Here is a 24944-nt window from a genome sequence, read left to right as displayed (position 1 = left end):
GTTATCTATGAACGATTATGGTTGTCTGCACCATGCCCAGGAAACTCGCTCCTGCCCCGTTTTACCTGCCAGCCGTCGAGTCACGGGCTCTGGTGTGGGGGCGCTGCATTCGTACTCAACGTGTCGCTCAGAAAATTACAGCTCAAGTCTTCAGCTCAAGAGTCGAGGTCTCGGAAAGTACATTACGCCGAATGGAGCGAGGCGATCCGGCTGTGGCGATGGGGAGCTATTTGACTGCCCTGGCAGCACTCGGTCTGCTCGAATCCATCGTGCCTATGCCTGATGCTCATTGGAGCAGTGGGGATATGAAGGGGCGCGCAAGACTGGACAGAGATGACGATGAGTATTTCTAAGCCTCTATACGTCTATTTGCAGCGGCCTGATACGGGGCAATGGGTGACCGTTGGCCGGTATATCCACGACTCGTCAGCCCAGCTTGGCCAGTTCATGTATGCGCCCAGCTATCGGGATGCAGGTCTGCCATGGTCAATTGATCCGGTTAACTTACCGCTGAGTGGCTCCGTCCCAATTCAGGCGAGTCGCTACGGTGGCCTGCATGATGCGCTACGTGATACTTGTCCCGACGCCTGGGGCCGGTTACTCATTCAAAGGCAACACGGATTAAGCGATAGCTCTCCAAACCATGCTTATCTTCTGAAGGCTGGTAATGCGGAGCGTTGGGGAGCATTGGCGGTCGGCTCTTCGCCTAAACCCTCGATCGCAGAATTGTCCGCACCGCCCATCACAGAAATTGAAAAGCTGAGCGCAGAGCTGCAAGCCATGCAGTTGCGCCGCCCTCCGGTGGACCCGCATTTGCGTCGACGACTGATGGCCACGCCCAGCATGGGAGGGGCAAGACCCAAAGCAACCGTTCGTGATGGAGATCAGTTCTGGCTTGTGAAGCCGATCCTGCCATCTGATACCGAGGATATTCCGCGTCTTGAGCATGCAACTCAAGAGTGGGGCCGGGCAGTGGGCTTGAACTTTGCCCAAACCGCATACACGGGCTTTGGGGAAGATTCCGCACTGAGTGTAATGCGCTCATTGAGGTTTGACCGCCAACATGGCCTTCGGGTCATGACATTGAGTGCGGCATCCTTGTTGCAGACGGAGTACCCCGGTCATTCAGGCTCATCGGCCTGGAGTTATCCCAACTTGGCTCGAACGTTGACGATGATAGGTGCGCCTCAGGAGGATGCCATTGAATTGTTCTGTCGCATGATTTTCAACGCGGTCATTGGCAATGACGATGATCATCCCCGCAACCATGCCATTCATTATCTTCATGATCAGGGCCGGTGGCGTTTGACGCCCGCTTTTGATGTCGTTCCCAATCCAGATTTCACCCCTCAGTATCTGGCGATGGAGTTGAGTCATGGAAGCCGCCAGATCAGCCGAGCCAATGCCTTACATGATGCCAAAGCCTTTGGCTTGTCAGGTGATGAAGAGGCGGTAGAGCTGCTTGACGGGCTGCTGGACAGGATAGAAGGGCGGTTTGATCAGGTGCGCCTCCTGCTTGGGCCTCGCCTGGAGTCGCTCATGCAGGAGCGGCTGTCTGAAGGGTTGCAGCGCATGCGCATTATGTAGTGACTCGGACGTGCCCCAAAGCTTGGGTTTGAGGTACTTGCGTAGCCCTGGTTCGGCGTCATGCTGAGCCAGGGTTTTCTATTAAACAAACACCGTGCTCAACACATAGTATGAGGTGCAGCCGCCTAACACGCCAAGGAGCAGCCCGCCGCGACCCCAGTAAGCCAGAAGGGCGGTGACGCTGAGAGCAAACAGAGCAGGTATGGCTGCAATCTGTATTTCCTGCATGAAAATATAAGCAAGGAAATTTAGAAAAACCGCTGAAGGTAAGATTGTTTCCATCCAGTTGGCGAACCTATCTGGGAACTGGAAATTGAAAGCTACGGGTAAGACTCGCACGAGCAGGCTGGTCAAAAAGAGTGCGGCGATGGAACTACTGATACCTTCATTCACGGGCTTTCCATTTATCTAAAAGTAGGGCGTTGATCATTACGCTCGGGGGCCAAAAATAAGTCGCGCCAAGCAAGGAGTAGAAGGCGATAGCCAAGGCCATGCACAGGGCAATCAACACAATCTGCTTGCGGTACATGCCGATGATCCTTGCCTTCAGTTGCAGGACAGACAGATAGACGAGCACCACACTGGCTGGGACACCGAGATGAATATGGGTATTGAGCCAGGTAGGTGGTATGGACTTGGCAATGACGGCTCCCAACACCCCGGAAACTACCCAGAATATGAAGATGGTGAGTCGTATGCAGAGGGCTTCTGCCACCGTGTCGCTATTTCGTTCCGTGCCATACGCCTCGTCACCCAGCATGTGAGATATCAGAATCCGAGAGAAAAAGGGCTTGGGCAGCCGCTTGCCAGTTGTGAGGGCAATAGGAAAGTAGCGGCAGTTAATGGATGCGCAAATAATCAGTATTGTCAGAAAACTGGTGTTGGACTCAGCCAGCGGCAGTACAGCAAACTGCCCGCTACCCGTAAATCCCAGCAAGCCAGCGGCCAGGATTTCAAGAACGCTCCAGTCGGCTCGATACGCCAGCACACCGAACAGCATACTGACCGGAACAATCGCCAGAGCGGATGGGAGCACTCTGATAAGAGCCTGCGGGATGAGCGCATTCGCTTTTTGATCTGTGTCTGGGGCAGTCTTTGTTTTTGAATAGTCTTGCATACGCTCAGGTCATAGACGTGTGTTCGTGATTAAGGCTGAAGCTCGGCTGACCTTAAGGAACTAGTCATTGCATGAGATGAGCCATGTCGTCTGTCTGTAGAGTCCAAAGACATGCTAGCGATCCAGGTGCAAACGGGTCTTGTACGATCGTGCAAGTTTTCTCTAGGAGCGGTGCATTAGCTGGGCCCACCGACCAGGAGGCAAGCCGTACACCTTGGAGAATTGGTGTGTCATATGACTTTGATCGCTGAACCCGCAGGCGGCAGCGACATCAGCCAGGGCGGCTCCAGTGAGGATCATTTTCTTTGCCTTATCAAGGCGTCGCAGGCTTACGTAACGATAAGGGCTTGTCCCGAACAAGGTACGGAAGTCTCTCGATAGGCTCCATCTATCCGTACCGGAAACGTGCTCTAGCTGATCCAGGGTAAGAGCTGAACTGGGCGTATCGAGGATGAACTGCCTGGCCAGTTCAGCGGCTCTGTAATTGAGTTTTTTTCGCTGTCTGCTTTTTTGTGATGCGTTACTAAGTGCCTGGGCTATGTCATAGATTCCATCGTCTTCTTCCAGACTATCCAATTGGAATTCCATGCTGCTGAGCATATTGGAAATGGCAGACACAATCCTTTGATCAGAAGAGGTCCCTCCCGGAATAAATGGTAGAGGGCGGCCTCCTAATACTTGCTGAATGGTTTCTGGCTGGATGTAAAGGATCTTGTAGTGAAATCCAGCTTCGGTTCCTGCCTCGCCGTCGTGCAGCTCATCTGGATGTATCACGATTGCATTACCGGGCAGGCTATGCCGCATTGACTTCTGGTAGTTGAAGTTATGCACACCGTTGAGCGTAATGCCCAGGGCATATGTGTCATGTCTATGGGGAGAGAAGCCGTAACCGGAAAAGAAAGCCTCCATTCTTTCTATTTTTGACGTTGGTTGGGAGATTTTCGTCCAGTCTTTCTTGCTTTGCATTTTCTAAGACTCGATTGGTATGGCCCTTGTTATCTATTAATACGCTGTTTTATCGGGATACATCATAGCAGTCCTGATTCCTGCTTTTCCTGGCTGCTGAGCTCCGGGTGACTCATCCATACGTGTTCATGAAAAGGTGTTTTACCGCTGGCACCTTATTGGTTGCATCGATAGCCAGTGCGAATTAATCGATTTGTCGCCCTTGGTATGCCTCTCTACGATGACTAGCAACAATAAGGAGGCAAACCATGACGGCGTATTTTTCCAACCCGGTTCGTACCTGCTTCGGCCCGGGAAGTTTGAATGAAATTTCTACCTTGGCGGCCAACAAGAAAGTCACCTTGGTGACCTTTCCGGAGGCTCGTGGGCTGGGTTTGGTTGAGCGTATCGGGAATTTGCTGGGCGACAGGCTGATTCATGTTGTCGAAGATGTGCAGCCAAATCCCGATGTCAGTTACTTGAAGGATGTTTACGAGTCCTTCTGGCAGCAAGCCGGGCAAACGGACATTGTGCTGACCGTGGGCGGGGGCAGTGCCATTGATACGGCCAAGGCGCTGATTGTGGGGACTCAGACGGGCACCTTCCAGGAACTGCTGGATCTCTTGTCCACCGGCAAGGCTTTTACTCCTGTTCAGGCCAAGTCCTTGATTGCGGTGCCTACAACCGCAGGGACCGGCAGCGAGGTCACTCCGTGGGCCACGATCTGGGATCAGCAAGCACAGAAAAAATACTCTTTGCATCTGGAACAAACCTGGCCTGCCGTTGCCATTATTGATCCGGAGTTGATGCTGACAGTGCCGGAAAAAGTGACGGTCTCAACGGGTTTGGATGCCTTGTCGCACGCCCTGGAGTCGATCTGGAATGTGAATGCCAACCCCATTTCTGACACCTTTGCGGTCTCTGCCATTCAGGACATCCTTACCTATTTGCCCTTGCTGCAGAAGGATCTGGGTAATATCCAGCTGCGCTCCAAAATGGCGCTGGCGGCCTTGAAAGCGGGCATGGCGTTTTCCAATACCAAGACCGCCCTGGCGCACTCCATCTCTTACGAAATGACCTTGCGTCACGGCTTGCCGCATGGCATTGCTTGCTCCTTTACCTTGCCCTTTGTACTGGGCCTGGCCTGGGGCTGTGATCCATCCCGGGATCTGGTGTTTGAAAGCCTGTTTGGCCCTGATCGCAAGCAGGCTCAAGCTCACTTGCGGGACTTCTTGCTCAGTGTGGGCGTCAAGACCGAGTTTGAGGACTACGGCGTAGGGCCGGACGAGCAGGCTGCCATGATCACTTATGCCATGCAGGGTGCACGCGGCAAGAACTTTATCGCCGCCTGAGTCATAAAAAAAACGAGAGACAAACGAATGAAGGGAGAGAGGAAAGATTCCCCCCCTTCTCATACCGCATGAATAGAGCACTCCTCTGGCCTGGCTTGCCAGCAGCGGGGGAGTGAAAGGAGCTGGTTATGAATCACGCAACAAGTCTGTCGGGGGCCACGGCGGCATCCGGGTCTTCGTTTCGTCGGGCCCAATGGCGCATGCTGCTGGCCGCGATGTTCTGTTATCTGTTTTTCTATACCGGGCGGCAGACTTTCGGGTTTGCAATTCCGGGTTTGAAAGAAGAGTTTGGCTTTAGCAGTGCTGCCCTGGGCTGGGTATCGGCCGCCTTGTTATGGGCCTACGCCATTGGACAAGCCATCAATGGCAATCTGGCGGACAAGTATGGCGGTCGTCGCATCATGTCTGCTGGGGCGATTCTGTCGTGTGGCGCGAACTGGGTAGCCAGCTTTGCCACTGGTTTTTTCAGCCTGATCATTCCCTGGGGTGCCAATGGCTACTTTCAGGCGCTGGGCTGGGCACCGGGCAGTCGCCTGATCTCCAACTGGTGGGGTGTGTCCGAGCGCGGCAAGGCCTATGGCTTATACGTGTTTGCTGCAGGCTGTGCGTCGATTCTGTCGTATGTCACCTCGATCGTGGTGATCGATGTCATGCATCTGGACTGGCGCTGGATTTTCCGGCTGCCCGTATTGCTGATGTTGCTGGGCGGAATCGTGTTTTATCTGGTTGCTCGCGAGCGGCCAGAGGATATGGGTTTTGAGCCTTTGGCCGATACGGGAGTGGCCAATGCCAACGATCAGGCCAAGGCGCTGGAAGGGGAGAAGGAGTCCTCCTGGGAGCGTTACAAGGCTGTTCTGAAAAACAAGCGCCTGCTGATCGCTGCCTTGTCCCTGGGCTTTCAGAATGCAGCCCGATACGGCTTGATTGTCTGGGTGCCGGTCCATTTTCTGGGCGCGGACTGGAAGACGGGCGATAGCCTGATTGATCCCAAGTGGATCACGATCGCTCTGCCAGTGGGCATGGCCGTTGGAGCGCTGAGCAATGGCTGGATTTCAGACCGTCTGTTTGGCTCCAAGCGTTACCTGGCCATCATGCTCTATACGAGCCTGGGTGCCTTGACCAGTCTGTGGATGTGGACCTTGCCGGTTCATAGCACTTTGGGCCTGGTGGCGCTATTTCTGTGCGGTTTCTTTGTGTATGGACCCGCTTCCAGCTTCTGGGCTTTGTGTCCCGATCTGGTGGGAGCCAAACGTTCGGGCACGGCAACCGGTGTCATGAACTTTTCTTCCTATCTGTTCGCCGGTCTGGCCGAGCCCATGATCGGGAGCGTCCTGGATTCGACGGGGGATACCTCGCTGATCTTTGTGATTGTGTTGATTGCGTGTGCCTGCAGTGCGCTGGTGGCACTATTCATACGTCGTTAATCATCACTCCTGAGGCTTGTCCATGCACCAGTACCACAAATGGTTGAGATCGTTTTATGCCGTCGCCCATACCGGCGGTTTCACCTCGGCCGCACGTTATCTCAGCATTGGGCAGCCTACCGTCAGCGAACAAGTCCGGGCTTTGGAAAAGCGTTTTGATGTCGAGCTGTTTTATCGCTCCGGCAATCAGCTGGAACTGAGCTCGGCCGGACAGCAGCTCTACGAGATCACCAAACCCTTGTTTGATCTTGAAGAGGAAGCGGTGCAATTGCTGGAGAGTTTCAAGCAGCGTAAATCCGGCCTGTTGCGAGTGGGGGCGGTCTCGCCACCTATCGCGATGGATCTGATTTTCAAGCTGGGGCAGAACAATCCGGATATTGAATTGAAAACCTACTTTGCCTCGGCCAGCGAGGTGCTGGAAAAGCTGTACGACTTTGATGTGGATGTGGCCTTGCTGGCGCATCCCAAATCAGATCCAAGCTTGTACACCCGGCTTTACCAGCGCTATCCGGTGGTGGCTGTAGTGCCCGAAAAGCATCCCTGGTGCTCGCAGGGTCGGGTATCGGTTCAGCAGCTTCAGGATGAGCCTGTCGTGCTGAGGGAGCAAGGTTCACGCACCCGCCAGATTATTGAGGAGGGTTGCAGGCAGCATCAGATCAGGATCAATTGCGTGATGGAACTGAACAGCCGCGAGGCCATTGTGCATGCCATACGTAAAGGGCTGGGCATTGGTTTTGTCTCAGCGCCGGAGTATGTGGATATTCCCGGTACCCGGCTGATCACGTTCGACCAGCATCCTTTTTATATCGACTACTACCTGTGCTGCCTGGAATTACGAAAAGACCGACCACTTATTAATGATTTGTTCATGGATCTGGAATCCACCCATTAGCTTGTTTACACCGCATTTCGCGTTTGGAGAACGATGATGACGTATCAGCAACCTCAACAAGTACAGGCCGTTATTTTTGACTGGGCAGGCACTGTCGTTGATTTTGGCTCTTTTGCACCCACGCAGATTTTTGTCGAGGCTTTTGCCGAGTTTGGTGTGCAAGTGTCCCTGGAAGAAGCTCGTGGCCCCATGGGGATGGGCAAGTGGGATCACATCCGCACCTTGTGCAATGTGCCCGAGATTGCCGAGCGCTATAAAGCCAAGTTTGGCCGTGTCCCCAGCGACGACGATGTCACGGCGATTTACGAGCGCTTCATGCCTTTGCAGATCGAAAAAATTGCCGAGCATTCGGCCCTGATTCCGGGAGCGCTGGAAGTGATCTCCAACCTGAAAAGTACCGGTGTCAAAGTAGGATCCTGTTCTGGCTACCCCAAAGTGGTCATGGATAAAGTGGTCGAACTGGCAGCGAAAAATGGCTACATGGCAGAATGCGTGGTCGCAACGGATGAGGTGCCCAATGGCCGCCCGTACCCGGCCCAGTCGCTGGCCAACGTGATTGCCTTGGGTGTGTCGGACGTGGCCGCCTGCGTCAAAGTAGATGACACCTGGCCCGGCATTGTGGAGGGACGCAGTGCGGGAATGTGGACCGTGGCACTGACCTGCTCGGGCAATGCTCTGGGTCTGACCTACGATGAGTTCAAGAAGCTGCCTGCCGACAAGCTGCAAAGCGAACGCGAGCGTATTGGGGCCATGTTCAGCGATTCGCGCCCGCATTATCTGATCGATACCATTGTTGATCTGCCCGAGGTGCTGGCAGACATCAACCGCCGCTTGGCCAATGGGGAGATGCCTCAAAGCAGCTGATTTGAGGTATTTGCGAAATCCAGGTTTGGCATCATGCTGGACCTGGGTTTTCTATCTCAAACAAACACAGTACTCAACAAATAGTACGAGCTGCAGCCGCCTAGCACGCCTAAGAACAGGCCGCCGCGATTCCAGTAAGCCAGAAGGGCGGTGATGCTGAGAGCAAGCAGAGCAGGTATGGCTGCAATTTGTATTTCCTGCATGAAAATATAAACAAGGAAATTTAGAAAAACAGCTGACGGTAAGATCGTCTCCATCCATTTGGCAAGCCTATCAGGAAACTGAAAATTAAAAGCCACGGGTAAGACTCGAACTAGCAGGCTGGTTAAAAAGAGTGCGGCGATTGAACTACTGATTCCTTCATTCACGGGCTTTCCATTTATCTAAAAGTAGGGCGCTGATCATTACGCTAGGGAGCCAAAAATATGTTGCTCCAAGCAAGGAATAGAAAGCGATCGCCAAGGCCATGCATAGGGCAATCAACACAATCTGCTTGCGGTAAATGCCGATGATTCTTGTCTTCAGTTGCAGGGCAGACAGATAGACAAGCACCACACTGGCGGGAAAACCAAGATGAATATTGGTGCTCAGCCAGGCAGGTGGAATGGACTTGGCAATGACTGCTCCCAACACCCCTGAAACTACCCAGAATGTGAATATGGTGAGTCGTATGCAGATAGTCTCTGCCACAGTGTCGTTATTTCTTTCCGTGGCATACGCCTCGTCCCCCAGCATGTGCGACACCAGAACCCGAGAGACAAAGGGCTTGGGCAGCCGCTTGCCAGTTGTGAGGGCAATAGGAAAGTAGCGGCAGTTAATAGATGCGCAAATAATCAGTATTGTCAGAAAACTGGCGTTGGACTCAGCCAGCGGCAGTACAGCAAACTGCCCGCTACCCGTAAAACCCAGCAGACCAGCAGCCAGAATTTCAAGAGTGCTCCAGTCGGCTCGATACGCTAAAACGCCGAACAACATGCTCACAGGAACAATAGCCAGAGCGGATGGAAGCACTCTGATAAAAACTTGCCTGATGCTGTGTGTTTGGAGGCCATCGTTAGTGGTGTTGCGGCTCGCCATGATCTTGCCTTGTTCTAAACATTCTTGAGTAGTCCAGCGAGATGCTAGTTACTGAGGCGGAAAAGGGTCTTGTACGATCGTGCAAGTTGGCTGCTAGGCGCGCAGCATCAGTTTGGACCAGCGGCCGGGGGGTAGCCCATACACTTTGGAGAAGTGGTGCGTCATATGACTTTGGTCAGTGAAGCCACAGGCAGCGGCAACATCGGCTAATGCGTTGCCAGTGATGATCATCTTTTTGGCTTTTTCAAGGCGCCGCAGACTCAGGTAGCGATACGGGCTCGTGCCAAATAAAGCACGAAAATCCCTTGATAGACTCCATCGGTCTGTACCCGAGACTTGCTCCAAGTGCTCCATTGTCACGACTTGGCCGGAGGTATCCAGCATGAATTGTCGAGCCAGCTCAGCAGCTTGATAATTCAATTTTTTCCGCCGCTTATGGGGCTGGGATGCGCCATGAAGTGCTTGGGCAATGTCATAAATACCATCGTCCTCCTCAAGACTATCCAGCTGGAGATCAAGGTTGGAGAGCAGATTGGCAATTGCAGACACCAGTCTTTGGTCTGAGGAAATCCCCCCGGGGATAAACGGTAAGGGTTTGCCGCCCAGTATCTGCTGAATCGTTTCAGGCTGAAGATAAAGAATTTTGTAGTGAAAGCCCGCCTCGGTTCCGGCCTCACCATCGTGAAGTTCATCCGGGTGGATGATCACTGCATTGCCTGGCAGGCTGCGCCGCATTGATTTCTGGTAATTGAAGTGATGGACACCATTGAGGGTGATGCCTAAAGCGTAGGTGTCATGTCGATGGGGCGAAAATCCATAGCCAGAAAAGAACGCCTCCATTCTTTCTATCTTTGAGCTTGTCTGGGAAATTTTCGTCCAGTCTTTTTGGCTGTTCATGGCTTGGTTTGAATTGTGTTTGATTTAGCAGTGACCATGGCTCATCGATGCATAAGATTCCTGATGATAAAAACCATAGTAGTCGTGAATACACTTTTCATGGTTATGGGCTAGTCATAGGAAGATGCCACAAAACCACTGCTTTGCTGCACCGCATCTCAAGGAAAACCTCCATGTACGGCGGCTAAGCATGGCGGCACACTGAAAGATAGGCCACGCCCGCCCGGGGCTTGGCCTATTTTCGGGATGAGGTCTGATGCAGTCTTCACATGTGGCACACGTCCAAGAGATCACGGCTGTTTGGCAGGGCAGCCTGTCCCGGCGCGATCAGGCTGTGGTCCACAGCTGGAGACGATGCATTGAGCATCACAGACTGGACCCGGCGCAGGCTTGCGAGGCCTATATCGTGCCGGACTCCCAATTGCGCGAGCATCGTCAGCAGTCCGAAGCCCTGATCAATATTGCGCGCTCCGGGCTGGAGCGTCTTTATCAGCAGGTCTCCGGGCTGAATTACGTGCTGCTGCTATCTGATAACAAGGGCGTCACGGTTGATTTCCTGGGCTCGGATGGACAGCGTGATGCCTTGCGGCAGGCTGGTCTGTATATGGGCTCGGAATGGTCTGAAGAGCGTGCAGGAACCTGCGCGGTGGGCACTTGTCTGCACACGGGCGAGGCTCTGACCATTCATCAAAACGATCATTTCGATCATATGCACGCGCCCCTGTCCTGCACGGCGGCGCCTATCTATCATTACGACGGCGAGCTGGCTGCGGTGCTGGATTTATCCTTGCTGCAGTCGCCGCAGGCCAAGGCCAGCCAAGGTTTGGCCCTGCACCTTGCCAATGCGGCGACCCGCCGTATTGAGCTGGCCAATTTGATGGCCTGTCACCGTCAGGAATGGATTTTATGCTTGTCGCAGTCGCCGGAGTTTCTGGATATTGATCCGGAAGCGGCTATTGCGATTGATGGCTCCGGCCGTATCAAGGGCATGACGCATACGGGTGCTCGCATTCTGGCGCGGGCGGCGGGGGTGGATTGGCGTAATCCTGCGGGCTTGTTGGGGCAGAGCTTGATGCGCTTTCTGCATCTGGAAGTGGACCAGTTGCCTACCTTGATGCGTTACCGCCCCACGCAGGAGCGTGTCGTTATGGCACGTGATGGCAGTGTGCTGTTTGCCCATGCCATTGAACCCCGACGTGTGTTGAGCAACCGGTCTGTGGGGATGGATGGGGCAGCCGTGGATGCCGCCTTGCCACAAGCCTTGCGAGGTTTGGCAGGCACAGATGCGGCCATGCAGTCCATACTATTGAAAGCCGCGCGTTTGGCAACGCGGGAAATGCCGGTGTTGTTGCAGGGCGAAACAGGTTCGGGCAAAGAGTATTTGGCACGTGCGATTCACACGGCCAGCGGTCGTGGCGGGAATTTTGTGGCCGTCAATTGTGCGGCCTTGCCCGAGAGCCTGATTGAAAGCGAATTGTTTGGCTATCTGGCCGGTACGTACACCGGCGGTGCTGCACGGGGCCGTGCGGGTTTGATCGAGGCGGCTGATGGAGGCACCCTGTTCCTGGACGAGATCGGCGATATGCCGCTGGCCCTGCAAAGCCGTTTACTGCGTGTGCTGGCCGAATCCGAGGTGATGCCTTTGGGCGCACGCACAAGCAAGCGCGTGGACCTGCGTGTGATTTCAGCCAGCCACCATGATTTAAGTGCCTTGGTAGAGCAAGGCCGCTTTCGTGCGGATTTGCTGTATCGCTTGAATGCGGCAGTGCTGGCCTTGCCCGCTTTGCGTCAGCGTAGTGATCTGGAATGGTTGGTGCAGCAGATATTGCATCGGCGTAATAAAGGCGATGTGCCCGGTTTGTCTCCCGAGGCCTGGCAAGCGCTGCAAGCCTACGAGTGGCCGGGTAATTTACGCGAGCTGGACAATGCGCTGGTGCTGGCATTGGCCTTGGCGGAAGGTTCCTGCATTGAGGTGCAGGATTTGCCGGAGGCCTTGCGAGAGCGGCGTCTGGCCACATCTACAGGCAGCCCAACGGCCGCAGCCGTCTCTGCCGGAGAGTCGTCCTGGCAGCAGGTTTTGCAGGCCTGTGGCGATAACGTGAGTGCAGCGGCCCGGCAGTTGCGTATCAGCCGGTCCACCTTGCATCGTTATATCAAACGGGCAGGCGTAGCTCGCCAAGAGTCGCCCTCTGGCACAGGTTGCGACACCTGATGCACCACCTGTGTCACCGCTGGCACAGTTTCACTGCCTTAAAACAGGCGGCACCCCTTTAAAACAAGCCACTCCCGGTTTGGCACGGTGTTTGCTATGTACTCCATAGCTGGGCAACAAAAGCCCGGCGCAACATTAAAACGATATGGAGACAAATCATGCAAACACAGCAGCAACTGCAGCCGTCTGCGCGACAGTTGGACACGGTTCTTGAACAGCTGACCCATGCGCTTGCCAGCAATGCACCGGACGATGCGGCAGCCCTGTTTGCCGAAGAATGTTTTTGGCGTGATCTGGTCATGTTCACCTGGAATATCCGAACCATGGAAGGGCGCGACCAGATCCGCGACATGCTGACGCAGCAGCAACAAGGCGCCGTGTCAGCCAGGTTCGAGCGCGACAGTGCCGAGCCGGTCAGTGACGACGGCCAAGGTCTGGTGGAGGGCTGGTTTCGTGTGGAAACTGACCTGGCGCGTGGCTACGGCCATATTCGGGTCAAGGACGGGAAGATCTGGACCTTCCTGACCACCATGTCGGAATTGAAAGGGCACGAGGAGCCTTTGGGTGTGCGCCGCCCCATGGGGGCCGAGCATGGCATTCGCCGTGGGCGTCAGACCTGGCAGGAACGTCGTCAACAGGAGCAGGCTGAGTTGGGCACGACCGAGCAGCCCTATGTGCTGGTGATCGGCGGCGGGCAGGGTGGTATTGCGCTGGGCGCGCGCCTGCGGCAGTTGAACGTACCCGCGCTCATCATTGATCAACATGCCCGCCCTGGCGATAGCTGGCGCAAACGCTACAAGTCGCTGTGCCTGCACGACCCCGTCTGGTACGACCACCTGCCTTACATGCCTTTCCCCGATAACTGGCCTGTCTTTGCACCCAAGGACAAGATTGGCGACTGGCTGGAAATGTACGTCAAGGTGATGGAGCTGAATTACTGGAGCAGCACCGTATGCAAGAAGGTGCGCTACGACGAGTCCAGCCAGACCTGGGAGGTGGAGATCGAACGTGATGGCAAGCCCATGACGTTACGGCCACAGCAATTGGTCTTTGCTACGGGCATGTCCGGCAAGGCGAATGTGCCCAGCATAAAGGGGCAGGATGTGTTCAAGGGTGAACAGCAGCACTCCTCGCAGCATCCCGGACCGGAAGCATATGCGGGCAAGAAAGTAGTGGTGATCGGGGCCAATAACTCGGCGCACGATATTTGCGCGGCGCTGTGGGAGGCGGGGGCAGATGTCACCATGGTGCAGCGTTCGTCTACCCACATTGTGCGATCCGACTCCTTGATGGAGATCGGCTTGGGAGATCTATATTCTGAACGGGCACTGGCATCGGGAGTCACCACGCGCAAGGCAGATTTGCTCTTTGCCTCCCTGCCGTACCGCATCATGGCGGACTTCCAGATTCCTGTGTACGACAAGATCCGCGAGCGCGATGCACAGTTCTATCAGAAGCTGGAGGAGGCAGGCTTCATGCTGGATTGGGGTGACGATGGCTCCGGTTTGTTCATGAAGTATCTGCGTCGTGCTTCGGGTTATTACATCGATGTGGGCGCTTGCGAACTGATTATTGATGGCAGCATCAAGCTGAAGTCCCGGACCGACATCAGCCATCTGACAGAGAACGCTGTGGTACTGACAGACGGCACGGAACTGCCTGCGGACCTGGTGGTGTATGCCACGGGCTACGGTTCCATGAATGGCTGGGTGGCCGATCTGGCAGGCCAGGAAATGGCGGATAGGGTAGGCAAGTGCTGGGGTCTGGGTTCGGAAACCACCAAAGATCCAGGGCCCTGGGAGGGCGAGCAGCGCAATATGTGGAAGCCAACGCAACAGCCGAACTTGTGGTTCCACGGCGGCAATTTGCATCAGTCGCGTCATTATTCCCAATACCTGGCCTTGCAGCTTAAAGCGCGTCAGGCTGGCTTGCCGGTGCAGGTTTACGGGATGCAGGAGGTGCATCATCTGCGTTGATCGATAGTGACTTTGTTGCTTGGGTAAGAGTGCGCAGTCTGCACCTTGTTCTGATTTTGGCCAGATTATCAATTCGATGATCTGGCTTTTTTTCGCTTGTCGGCTGCGGAGGGCGTGTTTGCGCGACAAGCATCGCGGCTAAGGCGGTGGTTTTGTTAGCAGCCCTGCTAAATTTTTTACTTTATGTATCTGCCCTGAGCGGCTCCTATCCAGTGAGCGAGGCTCTGCTTGACTGCTCTGTTCGTGCCCAGAATTTTTCGCCTCAAAGGGGCCTCCGTTTCTTCGTCAGGAACGTATGGAAACCAGCCGTGCTGCGTGTCAGGGCGGATTTTGTCTGGCCTGCATGATGGCCAGGATTGGCCTGAAACAAGCCGCTTTCCATAAGTGAGGTGAATAGGGATGTATGAAGTTTGAAGAAAATACTTATAAAGAAAACGCTTGTAGCATTTTGTAGTTTTCAGCCTGGTCGGGAATGTTACGGTGGAACCATCCATCGCAAACAACGAAATTTTTGTTGATTGATTTGGACTCCTTTTAATAGCAGGGATAAAGGGTTTTTAAATTAAAAATTCCCTTTCTGATATTGGAGAACTTATATGAAAAAATCCGCCATCCTATCCAGTGTGTTGATGACTACTGCTTTGAGTTTTGGTCTGCAAAGCGGTGCAATGGCTAATGAACCAGCCGTTAATCAGGATCACTCGGCAAGCGCAGGCGAAGCCGTCAGCGATACCTGGATCACCACCAAGATCAAGGCTGATCTGGCCAGCACCAAGGATTTGAAGAGCACGGATATCTCTGTTGAAACCAATAATGGCGTCGCAACATTGACCGGTACCGTGCCCAGTGAAATTGAGCACAAGAAAGCCGTTGCTGCAACGGAAAGTGTGAAAGGCGTTGTGAAAGTCGATTCGTCGGGATTGAAAGTAAAACCGGAATAAAAGTTCCGTCATCAATCCTAATTGTGAATTCCCGTTGAAACAGGAGAGCGACTATGAATGAAGATACGATCAAAGGTAAATGGAAACAGTTGTCTGGCAAGATTCAGGCCAAATGGGGAAAACTGACCAATGACGATATTGATGTTGCCGAAGGCAATACCGAATATCTGGTCGGTAAAATTCAGGAGCGCTACGGCATTGCGCGTGAGGAAGCTGAAAAGCAAGTTCGCGACTTTAATGGCGGCGCCTGATCCCCTGGCTTGATTGCCCAGGACTATAAAACGCCCTGCATATGCAGGGCGTTTTTCTTTGTGCCTTGGCAAGGTTGCTGTCAGTCCTCATCCATCTGCTGGTAGCGTTCGACGAGGTAATCCAGCAATGCTCGCACAGCTGGCATCTGCCCCCGGCGGGAGGAAAACACGGCATGAATGATTTCGCGTTGTGGAGCCCAGTCCGGAATCAGTTTCACCAAAGAGCCGTCGGCCAACTGATCGCAGACTACCAGGGTAGGCAACTGCACCACACCAACGCCTTTTAGTGCTGCGCAGCGCAAGGCCGTCATATCGGTGGTAATCAGGCGAGGCGTGTGATGCAGCACGGCTTGTGCGCCATCGGGACCATACAAGGTCCAGGTATGGCTTTGCTGTGGCAGCCCCAATGCCAGGCTGGGATAGTCCGCCAGATTAGCGGGTGAGCCGGGCATTCCGTGGCGGGCAATCAGCTCCGGGCTGGCTATCAAACATTGACTGCGGTCAGACAGAACACGCATCACCAGATCGCTGTCTTGCAATGGTGGCGGGCGCACGCGGATCGCCATATCCAGCGCTTCCCCGATCAGGTCCACGCGCCGGTTGGTGGCATCCAATTGCACCGTGACATGCGGGTAGCTGACCATGAAGTCGGCCAACATATCACTGACATGGGCGTTCAGTAAGGTGATGGGGCAACTGAGGCGCACCACACCGCGAGGCTCGGCACGTGTCAGTTCGATGGCTGCCTGTGCCGCTTCGGCCTCTACCAGCATGGCCTTGCAGTGCTCGTAATAGGTCTGGCCAATCTCGGTCACGGTAAAGCGGCGGGTGGAGCGCTGGATCAGCCGCACTCCCAGGCGCTCTTCCAGTGCAGCCAGCCTGCGGCTAAGCGTGGATTTGGGTAAACCCAGTGCGCGACCGGCCGGGGCAAAGCCGCCGTGATCCACAATCTGAACGTAGAAGTACAAGTCGTTTAAATCTTGCATGGCAGTTTTATCGTTCCATAAATGGAACATAGATGGCCGATTTAGGGGGCTACTGGCTTCGTTGTCCCGAGTTTATTCTGTCTCTTATGTTGAAACAAGGAGATGGACATGAAGAAAATTCTTGGTATCTATAGCGCTCCCCGTCCTCACTGGGTGGGCGACGGCTTCCCCGTTCGCTCCCTGTTTTCGTACCACACACACGCAAAACAGTTGAGCCCCTTCCTGCTGCTGGACTATGCCGGCCCTGCCGAGTTTGCTCCCAGCAACCACAAGCGCGGCGTTGGCCAGCACCCACATCGGGGTTTTGAAACCGTCACCATCGTCTACAAGGGCGAGGTTTCACACCACGACTCCACGGGTCAGGGCGGCACGATCGGCCCCGGTGATGTGCAGTGGATGACGGCCGGCTCGGGCATCTTGCACGAGGAGTATCACTCCGACGCTTTTGCTCGTTCTGGCGGCACTTTGGAAATGGTACAGCTGTGGGTCAACCTGCCTGCCAAAGACAAGCGTGCTCCCGCTGGCTATCAGGCCATTACCGATCAGCAAATTCCTGTGGTCGCACTGCCTGATGCTGCTGGCATGGTGCGCGTCATTGCCGGTGAAAAGGATGGTGCTGCTGGCCCTGCCAAGACCTTTACCCCCATGAATGTATGGGATATGCGTCTGAATCAGGGTGGTATTGCCGAGCTGGAAAGCCCTGAAGGCTGGACAGCCGCCTTGGTGGTGCTGCAAGGCACCGTACTGGTCAATGGTCAAAGCGTGGCTCGTGAAGGGCAACTGGTCGTGCTGGATCGGACAGGCAGCCAGTTCAGCGTGGAAGCCAATAACGACGCCGTTGTCCTGCTGATCAACGGTGAACCCATTGATGAGCCCATTGTGGGACACGGCCCCTTCGTCATGAATAGCAAGCAAGAGATCTTGCAGGCTATGGATGACTTCAATAATGGCCGCTTTGGTGCCATGGCATCGGGATCGGCATCGTAGTAGTGCAAGGCTGGGGGGGCTGCGTGAGCCGCCCTCGCAGTTTGAACAGAGGGCCGATGGCTGCCCTGATACGTAATTTGCAGCGCGATACCACCAGCGCTGTGGCAGTACCGGGTACTACCCTGTGGTACCCGATCTTTTCAATCCCCTTTGAGGAAAACTGAGATGACTACGCCCTACAAACGTCTTGATAAAGACCAAGCCGCTGTTTTGCTGGTTGACCACCAAACCGGATTGCTGTCCCTGGTTCGCGACATTGATCCAGACAAGTTCAAGAACAATGTGCTGGCTCTGGCCGATCTGGCCAAGTACTTCAACTTGCCCACCATTCTGACCACCAGTTTTGAAGAAGGCCCTAATGGTCCTTTGGTCCCGGAGCTGAAAGAAACCTTCCCGGATGCGCCTTATATCGCTCGCCCTGGTCAGATCAATGCCTGGGATAACGAAGAATTCGTCAAAGCCATCAAGGCAACGGGCAAGAAGCAGCTGATCATTGCCGGTGTGGTGACTGAAGTGTGCGTGGCTTTCCCGGCCCTGTCGGCTTTGGAAGAAGGCTTTGATGTGTTCGTGGTCACCGATGCCTCGGGCACATTCAACGAACTGACACGTCACTCGGCCTGGGATCGCATGTCTTCGGCCGGTGCTCAACTGATGACCTGGTTTGGCGTGGCTTGCGAACTGCACCGCGACTGGCGTAACGACGTGGAAGGTCTGGGTGCCTTGTTCTCCAACCATATCCCCGACTACCGCAACTTGATCAATAGCCACACCAAGTTCACATCCGGTAAGTAAATCGCTTCGGCGCTGCGCTGGTCACTTGAGTGGCCAGCGCTTTTGGCTGTTTGAAACCCAGCCCCCAGATCTGTTTTCAGGAGTTCGACCCATGAGTACACACAGTTCCGAAGTCTCTTCATCCTTTGATTGTCCCGAAGACATCAACGGCGAAAAACGTGTTCAACGTGTTGCCGGGCGCGGCGCACAAGTGGGTGGGGGCATTACCGTCAGCCGGATTCTGCCTTCCTCGCAACGGCGTATGGTGGGGGCCTGGTGCTTCCTGGATCATGCAGGGCCTGCCGTGTTCACGTCGGGCTCCGGCCTGCGTGTGGGCCCTCATCCACATATTGGCCTGCAAACCTTTACCTGGATGATTCAGGGCGAGGTTCTGCACCGTGACAGCCTGGGCCATGTGCAAGTGGTCAAGCCTGGTCAGGTGAACTTGATGACAGCCGGACGCGGTATCAGCCATACCGAGGAGTCCTTGCCCGGCGAGGACAAGCTGCATGCGGTTCAGCTCTGGATTGCCTTGCCGTCCAAGGACGCCACCTGTGAACCCGCTTTTGACCACCATCCTGACTTGCCTCATTGGCGTGAGGGCGAGTGCGACTTTACCCTGCTGGCCGGTACCTATGCACAGCATCAGGCACCCAGCAAAATGTATTCGCCTATGGTGGGGATGGATTTGAGCAGCTCCAAGGCTGGGGAAGTGAGACTGAATTTGAACCCCGAGTTTGAGTATGGCTTTTTAGTCGTGCAAGGCACCCTGGGTATTCAGTCCGAGCAGTTCGAGGCCAATGAACTGGCCTATGTGGGCCGTGGCCTGACGCAGTTGAGCTTGAGTCTGAGTGCCGGCAGCCGAGTCATTGTGCTGGGTGGTGAGCCGTATACCGAGGAGCTGGTGCTGTGGTGGAATTTTGTTGGTGAAAACAAGGATGTCATCGGCCAGGCACAACGCGATTGGCGTGCGGCCCATGAGCGCTTTGGTGTGGTGCATGGCTATGACGGTGAACCCTTGATTGCGCCGGATCTGCCATGGGAAAGCAACTGATTTTCAGTGACGGCTGCTGGTTCTGATCGTCTATTTCGATGACGCTGGCGGTGGTTTGCTGGCTGCCTGTCCTGGTTTCCGAGCAGGGCTATGGCGCATGTGTATTTCGCCCTTATCCCGTTGTTCAGATGGCCCCTTTCGGGGCCATTGTGTCTGTGTACAGTTTGCCTACCGTGACTGGCGGTCTGCCTGTGATCGGAGTACAAAACAGTGTGCTGGTGCAAGCAAGGCCACAGGAAAAGGTCTGTACGGCTGCGGTCAAGCCCTTTTGTTTGCACAACAGCGTTGAACAATTTCTAAAAGGTAGCTGGAATGCGATTGAAAGATAAAGTGGCCATAGTCACCGGTTCGGCAGCTGGAATTGGTTTGGCAACAGCCAGGAAGTTTGCCCAGGAAGGAGCGATTGTGGTGTTGTGCGATCGTAATGCGGATGCCGTCAATCAAGCAGCGCAGTCTTTAAGTGGTAATGGCGTTACCGCCGTAGGCTACACCGTGGATGTGACGGACCGTGCACAGATTGACGCCATGGTGGCGGATGTGAAGCAAAAGTTTGGCCGCATTGATGTGCTGGTGAACAATGCCGGCATCACCAAGGACGCCAAGCTGGTACGCATGACCGAGCAGCAATTTGATGATGTGATTGATGTGAACCTGAAAGCGGTTTTCAACTTCACTCAGGCCGTGGCCGCGGTGATGCTGGAGCAGGAAAGCGGTTCCATTCTGAACGCTTCCAGCGTGGTGGGTTTGTACGGCAATTATGGTCAAACCAATTACGCGGCCAGCAAGTTCGGGGTGATAGGCTTTACCAAAACCTGGGCCAGGGAGTTGGGCCCCAAGGGGATACGCGTCAATGCCGTCTGTCCCGGTTTTATCGAGACAGACATTCTGAAAACCATCCCCGAAAAAGTGCTGCAAGGCTTTCGTGATCATTGCTGGCTGCGCCGCATGGGCAAGCCTGAAGAGATCGCCAATGTGTATGCGTTTTTGGCCTCGGATGAAGCCAGCTTCATCAATGGCACGACGCTGGAAGTGTCGGGCGGTTTGACGGTTTAATACCGTGTTCTGAACGATGGCTTGGAGGATTCTTGTTTGAATCCTGAGCCGCCACAAAAAAGCCTGAATCTGCTTTAAGTCAGATTCAGGCTTTTTCTACGGGAACAAGCGGCTTGGCGTTGTCGCTGTGAAAGTTGCAGGGGGCGTTTCAGGCCCCCCATCCGACAGCACCTACCCTCTATATAGAGAGGACTGTTTTATTAATCCAGCTCGGGGTGGCGGTCCACCAGACGCTGGCGTTTTTGTTTCAAGGCTTCCAGTTCTTCCTCGGCCTTGGCAATGGCTTCTTCCACATCTTGCACGCTTTGTTCGATGTGGTCATACGCTTCTTGCAGCAGTTCCTTGGCTTCCTTGCGGTTGGAGGCGGTAGGTGTATCGCCGCGCAAGGGGCGGTTCGCCGTTTCGGGCAGGAACAGGGCGGTAATCAAGCCGATGACACTGGCAAACATCAAATAGTAGGCAGGCACCAGCAAGTTGTTGGTCTGCTCCACCAGCCAGGCCGCAACCGTAGGCGTCAGGCCCGCCACAATAATGGCGATGTTAAAGGAGGCGGCCAAGGCACTGTAACGTAGCCGGGTCGGGAACAGGGCGGGCAGGGTAGAGGCCATGACCCCGGTCAGGCAGTTCAGTAAAACGGCCAGAATCAGCAGCCCCAGGAAGATCTGCACATTGCTGTCGCTACCAATAAAGTGAAAAGCGGGAATCGCAAAGATCAGCAGGCCTAGACTACCGGCCATCAGGAAGGGTTTGCGACCTATCTTGTCGCTGACAAAACCCACCACCGGTTGCACGAACAGCATCCCTATCATCACCACCACAATAATGAAGACACCATGTTCTTCGGCATAGCCCAGGCTGCTGGACAGATAGGTAGGCATATAGGTCAGCAACATGTAATAGGTGATGTTGGTGACCAGCACCATGCCAATACAAATTAGCAGGGCTTTGCGGTACTTGGAGAAGATCTCGCCAAAGGAAACCGTGGGGCGCTCTGTCAGGGCGGCGCGGTCTTCTTTCTCCATCTTTTCCAGTTGCTCGGTAAAGGCGGGAGTCTCTTCAGCGGCATGGCGCAGGTACAAGCCCAAAATACCCAGTGGACCGGCAATCAGGAAAGGAATGCGCCAGCCCCAATCCTGGAAGGTCTCTTCGGTCAGGGACGTTTGCAGCAGCACGACCAAACCGGCGCCCAGAACAAAGCCCGCGATAGAGCCAAAGTCCAGCCAGCTACCCAGGAACCCGCGCTGCCGGTCGGGCGCGTATTCGGCCACAAAAACTGCCGCGCCAGTGTATTCACCGCCTACGGAAAAGCCTTGGGCCAGCTTGCACAGCAGCAGCAAAATGGGTGCCCAGATGCCGATGGATAGATAAGAGGGAATCAGACCAATCAGGAAGGTGCTGATGGCCATGATGATGATGGTCAGGGATAGCACTTTCTGACGGCCGAACTTGTCCCCCATCAGCCCGAAGAACACACCGCCTAGAGGCCGCACCAAAAAGGGCACCGAGAAGGTACCCAGGGCGGCGATGGTTTGTACTGCGGGAGAGGCATCGGGGAAAAAGACTTTACCCAAGGTGGCGGCCACAAAGCCGTAAACGCCAAAGTCAAACCATTCCATGGCGTTGCCCAAGGCAGCGGCGGTTACGGCTTTTTTAAGTTTGCTGTTGTCTACGACGGTAATGTCGTCAATGTGAAGCGGCTTGGCGTTGCTGGATGCCGCGGAGGACTGCGTCATATGGCTTCTCCTGGAGAGCAGGACAATGACCTGCAGGTTCGCCCTTGTGCTGTCGATCCCAGAGAAGGAGCACTGGCATGACGGCATTGTGATCAGGCGAGGCTTGGAGGCGATTCTACGTCCAGCTTTGCTGTTCGTCTATCGAAGGGAAAGGGTCGAGCAGTCAGGGCCAAGTCGCGAGAAAAACGGGACGCGACTTGCCGTCCTTATTGTTACTGAGCCCAAGCCTGTCTCCCACCACATTTGCACATACTTACAGGGCGCGGCATCCAGGCGGTAAAGGAGCTTTTTTCACGTAGGCTCGCACCTCATCGACCAATGCCGCCGCCGCGGGCGTCAAGTCATGTTCTTGGTGAAACATCAGACACAAGGTACGGACCAGCGTGGGGGCCTGCAGCAAGGAGAAGCTCAGACCGGGCATCAACACCCGTTGTGCCGCCAAGGCGGGCAGCAGGGCAATGGCCAGACCACTTTGCACCAGCGCTGCTTGCGAGGTGGTGCTGGACGCTTCATAAAACGGGGCCGAGGTTTCGATGGGCAGGTCCGGGCGGGACTGCAGCACCGCCATGATGCCGGTTTCGTCTACGACGCCCACCAGCTTGCGCTCATTCAGAGCAGACCAACTGACCGTGTTGTTGGTATCCGGTTTGATCAGCTTGTCGTCGCTGCGATAGAGCACGCCAAACTGGTCTTCCAGTAAGGGTTGACTGTCCAGCCCTTGGACATCCGCCCAGGGGCTGGTCAGACCAAAGTCGATCTCCCCAGCCACGATCTGGCGCTGAATGCGTCCCGAGTTGTCATCCCGTAAATACAGGCGGACCGCCGGATGCTGCTGAGAGAAATTGGCGGCTGCCGGTGCTATCAAATCCGTAATGGCCGACGGCGCTGCGGCCACACTGACCCGCCCGCTTTTCAATTCCCCATAGCGCATGACATCGCTGATGGCGCCATCAAAATCTGCCAGCAGGCGGGTGATGCGCGGCAGGAACTCCTGACCAATAGGCGTCAGGGATACACGCCGACTGGTGCGGTTGAACAAGGTGGTATTCAGGGCAACTTCCAACTGCTGGATCAGGCCCGTGACCGAGGATTGTGTTTGAAAAAGACGACGCGCGGCATGGGTGAAACTGGCCTCCTGGGCCACGGCGACAAACGCGTTCAAGTGCTTGAGCGTGATGTGCTTGGGAAGTCTGTCCATATCATTTTCTGATTAATCAATTAACTTAAACAATTTTTCATATTAATAATACCTTTGGATAATGCGGTCAACTCCCCTTTTTGTGGGAGGGTTAGTGGAGACGTAGATGCAGACAGACGACCGCAGGCTGGACGTCAAGATCAGCAATGGCTGGATTATTGATGGCTTGGCCACCCCGCGTTGGCGTGGTGATGTGGGTATTCGAGAAGGACGGATTGTCGCCGTGGGCGACTTGAGCGCCTGGCACGCCGATCAATCGGTGGACGCCAGCGGCCATGTGGTGGCTCCTGGATTTATTGATACTCACGGCCATGATGATTTGATGTTCATCGAGCGGCCTGTTCTGGACTGGAAAACCAGCCAGGGCATTACGACGGTTGTGGTCGGCAATTGTGGCGTCAGCGCTTTCCCGGCTCCTTTGCCTGGCAACTCGGCAGCGGCTTTGGCCTTGCTGGGCGATTCTCCCTTGTTTGCAGACATGGCGCAGTACGTGCAAGCCGTGCGCAAGCTCAAGCCCATGATCAACGTGGCGGCTCTGGTCGGTCACGCGAATCTGCGCATGGCCGTGATGCAGGACCCCTTGTCCCAGCCGAATGCCGATGAACAAAAGGCCATGGAAGCCTTGCTGGCCAAGGCCTTGGAAGAAGGCGCCGTGGGCTTTAGTACCGGCCTGGCTTACGAGCCCGGCTGCATGGCCGAGCCGGCCGAACTGGAAGGTCTGGCCCGTGTTGCCGCTTCCAAGGGCTCCTTGCACACCAGCCATATTCGCAATGAAGGCGACACGGTGCAGGAGTCGGTAGAAGAAGTGCTGGCGGTAGGCCGCCAGACGCAGTGCGCCACCCTGGTGTCGCACCACAAGTGCATGATGCCGGCCAACTGGGGCCGCAGCAGCCATACCTTGGCCAATATTGATCGGGCCCGCGCCGATGGCGTGCAGGCCACCCTGGATATTTATCCCTATTCGGGCAGCTCCACGATCCTGATCCCCGAGCGCGCCCACACCATAGACCAGATTCGTATTACCTGGTCCGAGCCTCACCCCGAGTGCAATGGCCTGTATCTGGCCGAGATTGCCGAGCAGTGGGGCTGCGACCGGGAAACTGCCGCACGGCGTTTGCTGCCTGCTGGCGCGATTTATTTTGCGATGGACGAGAAAGAAGTCCAGCGCATTTTCAGCCACCCATGTTGCATGGTGGGCTCGGACGGATTGCCTGCGGATGCGCATCCCCACCCTCGTTTGTGGGGGAGTTTCACGCGCATTTTAGGGCGGTACGTACGCGAAGATGGCCTGATGTCCCTGGAGCAGGCGGTTGCCAAAATGACCGCCATGCCTGCCTCGGTCTTCGGGCTGGAAAACCGCGGCGTGTTGCAAGTCGGCGCCTGGGCGGATCTGGTGGTGTTTAATCCCGAAACGGTGCAAGATTGCGCCACCTGGGAAGAGCCCACCTTACCGTCTCAAGGTGTGCAGACCGTGTTTGTGAATGGCGTACAGGTTCACCCTGTTGCCCCGGAGCAGCGGCCCGGCCAGGTGCTTGATCGCGCCTTTGCCGCTCAGGCACAAAGCCTGGATGCGCCGATTATCCCGCTATAAGCGGCGCGTCGGACAAGAAAACAGTCGCTGTGACCT

At 55.2% G+C, this 24944-nt stretch carries 23 protein-coding genes; 14 read left to right on the top strand and 9 right to left on the bottom strand.

Annotation, left to right across the window (positions count from 1 at the left end):
• The first annotated feature begins 339 nt into the window (after nucleotides 1–339).
• Nucleotides 340–1587, top strand: coding sequence for a type II toxin-antitoxin system HipA family toxin (locus WFM49_RS12865; RefSeq protein WP_336973604.1), 1248 nt, complete (start codon nucleotides 340–342; stop codon nucleotides 1585–1587).
• A gap of 81 nt (nucleotides 1588–1668) precedes the next feature.
• Here the strand turns inward: WFM49_RS12865 and WFM49_RS12860 are convergent, their stop codons facing one another.
• The 3 genes from WFM49_RS12860 to WFM49_RS12850 all read right to left on the bottom strand — a co-directional run bounded on the left by WFM49_RS12860 (nucleotide 1669) and on the right by WFM49_RS12850 (nucleotide 3670).
• Nucleotides 1669–1980 (bottom strand): AzlD domain-containing protein, encoded by a 312-nt coding sequence (locus tag WFM49_RS12860; protein ID WP_009456900.1) that lies wholly within the window; start codon nucleotides 1978–1980, stop codon nucleotides 1669–1671.
• On the bottom strand, nucleotides 1973–2704 hold the full coding sequence (locus tag WFM49_RS12855; RefSeq protein WP_009456899.1) for an AzlC family ABC transporter permease: 732 nt from the start codon (nucleotides 2702–2704) through the stop codon (nucleotides 1973–1975). The genes WFM49_RS12860 and WFM49_RS12855 overlap by 8 nt, the downstream gene beginning before the upstream one ends.
• A gap of 162 nt (nucleotides 2705–2866) precedes the next feature.
• Nucleotides 2867–3670, bottom strand: coding sequence for an AraC family transcriptional regulator (locus WFM49_RS12850; RefSeq protein WP_009456898.1), 804 nt, complete (start codon nucleotides 3668–3670; stop codon nucleotides 2867–2869).
• Between the two features lie 248 nt (nucleotides 3671–3918).
• Between WFM49_RS12850 and psrA the strand changes: the two genes are divergently transcribed.
• The 4 genes from psrA (at nucleotide 3919) to phnX (ending at nucleotide 8181) form a co-directional block, all read left to right on the top strand.
• Nucleotides 3919–5001, top strand: a complete 1083-nt coding sequence (gene psrA, locus WFM49_RS12845) for an iron-containing alcohol dehydrogenase PsrA (RefSeq protein WP_336973601.1) — start codon at nucleotides 3919–3921, stop codon at nucleotides 4999–5001.
• A gap of 128 nt (nucleotides 5002–5129) precedes the next feature.
• Nucleotides 5130–6425: an MFS transporter gene (locus tag WFM49_RS12840; protein WP_035269757.1), complete on the top strand. Its 1296-nt coding sequence runs from the start codon at nucleotides 5130–5132 to the stop codon at nucleotides 6423–6425.
• A gap of 22 nt (nucleotides 6426–6447) precedes the next feature.
• Complete coding sequence (locus WFM49_RS12835) at nucleotides 6448–7317, top strand: LysR substrate-binding domain-containing protein (RefSeq protein WP_035269759.1); 870 nt, start codon at nucleotides 6448–6450, stop codon at nucleotides 7315–7317.
• A 36-nt stretch (nucleotides 7318–7353) separates the two neighbouring features.
• Nucleotides 7354–8181 carry a phosphonoacetaldehyde hydrolase gene (gene phnX, locus WFM49_RS12830; protein WP_035269761.1) on the top strand — a complete coding sequence of 276 codons (828 nt, stop codon included), beginning with the start codon at nucleotides 7354–7356 and terminating at the stop codon, nucleotides 8179–8181.
• A gap of 56 nt (nucleotides 8182–8237) precedes the next feature.
• Here the strand turns inward: phnX and WFM49_RS12825 are convergent, their stop codons facing one another.
• The 3 genes from WFM49_RS12825 to WFM49_RS12815 form a co-directional block, all read right to left on the bottom strand.
• Nucleotides 8238–8549: an AzlD domain-containing protein gene (locus tag WFM49_RS12825; protein WP_009456887.1), complete on the bottom strand. Its 312-nt coding sequence runs from the start codon at nucleotides 8547–8549 to the stop codon at nucleotides 8238–8240.
• Entirely contained in the window at nucleotides 8542–9258 is a 717-nt protein-coding gene (locus tag WFM49_RS12820) for an AzlC family ABC transporter permease (protein ID WP_336973597.1), read from the bottom strand. The genes WFM49_RS12825 and WFM49_RS12820 overlap by 8 nt, the downstream gene beginning before the upstream one ends.
• Nucleotides 9259–9351: 93 nt before the next feature.
• The gene (locus tag WFM49_RS12815) at nucleotides 9352–10155 is read right to left on the bottom strand and encodes a helix-turn-helix domain-containing protein (protein ID WP_009456883.1); all 804 of its coding nucleotides are present in this window, start codon (nucleotides 10153–10155) and stop codon (nucleotides 9352–9354) included.
• A 256-nt stretch (nucleotides 10156–10411) separates the two neighbouring features.
• On the opposite strand from WFM49_RS12815, the gene WFM49_RS12810 reads away from it, so the two are divergent.
• The 4 genes from WFM49_RS12810 (at nucleotide 10412) to WFM49_RS12795 (ending at nucleotide 15535) form a co-directional block, all read left to right on the top strand.
• Entirely contained in the window at nucleotides 10412–12367 is a 1956-nt protein-coding gene (locus WFM49_RS12810) for a sigma-54-dependent Fis family transcriptional regulator (protein WP_336973595.1), read from the top strand.
• A 158-nt stretch (nucleotides 12368–12525) separates the two neighbouring features.
• Nucleotides 12526–14343, top strand: coding sequence for an NAD(P)/FAD-dependent oxidoreductase (locus WFM49_RS12805; RefSeq protein ID WP_250756276.1), 1818 nt, complete (start codon nucleotides 12526–12528; stop codon nucleotides 14341–14343).
• Nucleotides 14344–14939: 596 nt separating this feature from the next.
• Nucleotides 14940–15284 (top strand): BON domain-containing protein, encoded by a 345-nt coding sequence (locus WFM49_RS12800; protein WP_009456877.1) that lies wholly within the window; start codon nucleotides 14940–14942, stop codon nucleotides 15282–15284.
• A 53-nt stretch (nucleotides 15285–15337) separates the two neighbouring features.
• Complete coding sequence (locus WFM49_RS12795) at nucleotides 15338–15535, top strand: CsbD family protein (protein WP_009456875.1); 198 nt, start codon at nucleotides 15338–15340, stop codon at nucleotides 15533–15535.
• 80 nt (nucleotides 15536–15615) lie between these two features.
• On the opposite strand, the gene WFM49_RS12790 is transcribed toward WFM49_RS12795, so the two are convergent.
• A complete protein-coding gene (locus WFM49_RS12790; RefSeq protein ID WP_336973591.1) occupies nucleotides 15616–16521 on the bottom strand; it encodes a LysR family transcriptional regulator in 906 nt (301 codons plus the stop codon).
• A gap of 108 nt (nucleotides 16522–16629) precedes the next feature.
• Here WFM49_RS12790 and WFM49_RS12785 point away from each other — a divergent pair, with 108 nt between their 5' ends.
• The 4 genes from WFM49_RS12785 (at nucleotide 16630) to fabG (ending at nucleotide 20386) form a co-directional block, all read left to right on the top strand.
• Complete coding sequence (locus tag WFM49_RS12785) at nucleotides 16630–17508, top strand: pirin family protein (RefSeq protein WP_336973589.1); 879 nt, start codon at nucleotides 16630–16632, stop codon at nucleotides 17506–17508.
• A 165-nt stretch (nucleotides 17509–17673) separates the two neighbouring features.
• A complete protein-coding gene (ycaC, locus tag WFM49_RS12780; RefSeq protein WP_009456862.1) occupies nucleotides 17674–18300 on the top strand; it encodes an isochorismate family cysteine hydrolase YcaC in 627 nt (208 codons plus the stop codon).
• A 91-nt stretch (nucleotides 18301–18391) separates the two neighbouring features.
• On the top strand, nucleotides 18392–19333 hold the full coding sequence (locus WFM49_RS12775) for a pirin family protein (RefSeq protein ID WP_336973587.1): 942 nt from the start codon (nucleotides 18392–18394) through the stop codon (nucleotides 19331–19333).
• 312 nt (nucleotides 19334–19645) lie between these two features.
• Nucleotides 19646–20386: a 3-oxoacyl-ACP reductase FabG gene (fabG, locus tag WFM49_RS12770; RefSeq protein ID WP_009456856.1), complete on the top strand. Its 741-nt coding sequence runs from the start codon at nucleotides 19646–19648 to the stop codon at nucleotides 20384–20386.
• A 200-nt stretch (nucleotides 20387–20586) separates the two neighbouring features.
• Here the strand turns inward: fabG and proP are convergent, their stop codons facing one another.
• The gene (gene proP / locus WFM49_RS12765) at nucleotides 20587–22119 is read right to left on the bottom strand and encodes a glycine betaine/L-proline transporter ProP (RefSeq protein WP_022983652.1); all 1533 of its coding nucleotides are present in this window, start codon (nucleotides 22117–22119) and stop codon (nucleotides 20587–20589) included.
• A gap of 253 nt (nucleotides 22120–22372) precedes the next feature.
• Nucleotides 22373–23317, bottom strand: a complete 945-nt coding sequence (locus WFM49_RS12760) for a LysR family transcriptional regulator (protein WP_022983650.1) — start codon at nucleotides 23315–23317, stop codon at nucleotides 22373–22375.
• Between the two features lie 106 nt (nucleotides 23318–23423).
• On the opposite strand from WFM49_RS12760, the gene WFM49_RS12755 reads away from it, so the two are divergent.
• Nucleotides 23424–24908 carry an N-acyl-D-amino-acid deacylase family protein gene (locus tag WFM49_RS12755; RefSeq protein WP_088451816.1) on the top strand — a complete coding sequence of 495 codons (1485 nt, stop codon included), beginning with the start codon at nucleotides 23424–23426 and terminating at the stop codon, nucleotides 24906–24908.
• Nucleotides 24909–24944: the final 36 nt, after the last annotated feature.

This window comes from Alcaligenes sp. PF14 (assembly GCF_037150615.1).
In the GTDB taxonomy this organism is placed as follows: Bacteria; Pseudomonadota; Gammaproteobacteria; order Burkholderiales; family Burkholderiaceae_B; genus Alcaligenes; species Alcaligenes phenolicus.
The sequence above is the reverse complement of the archived record's forward strand: the minus strand, read 5'-3'. Positions and strand labels throughout refer to the sequence as shown.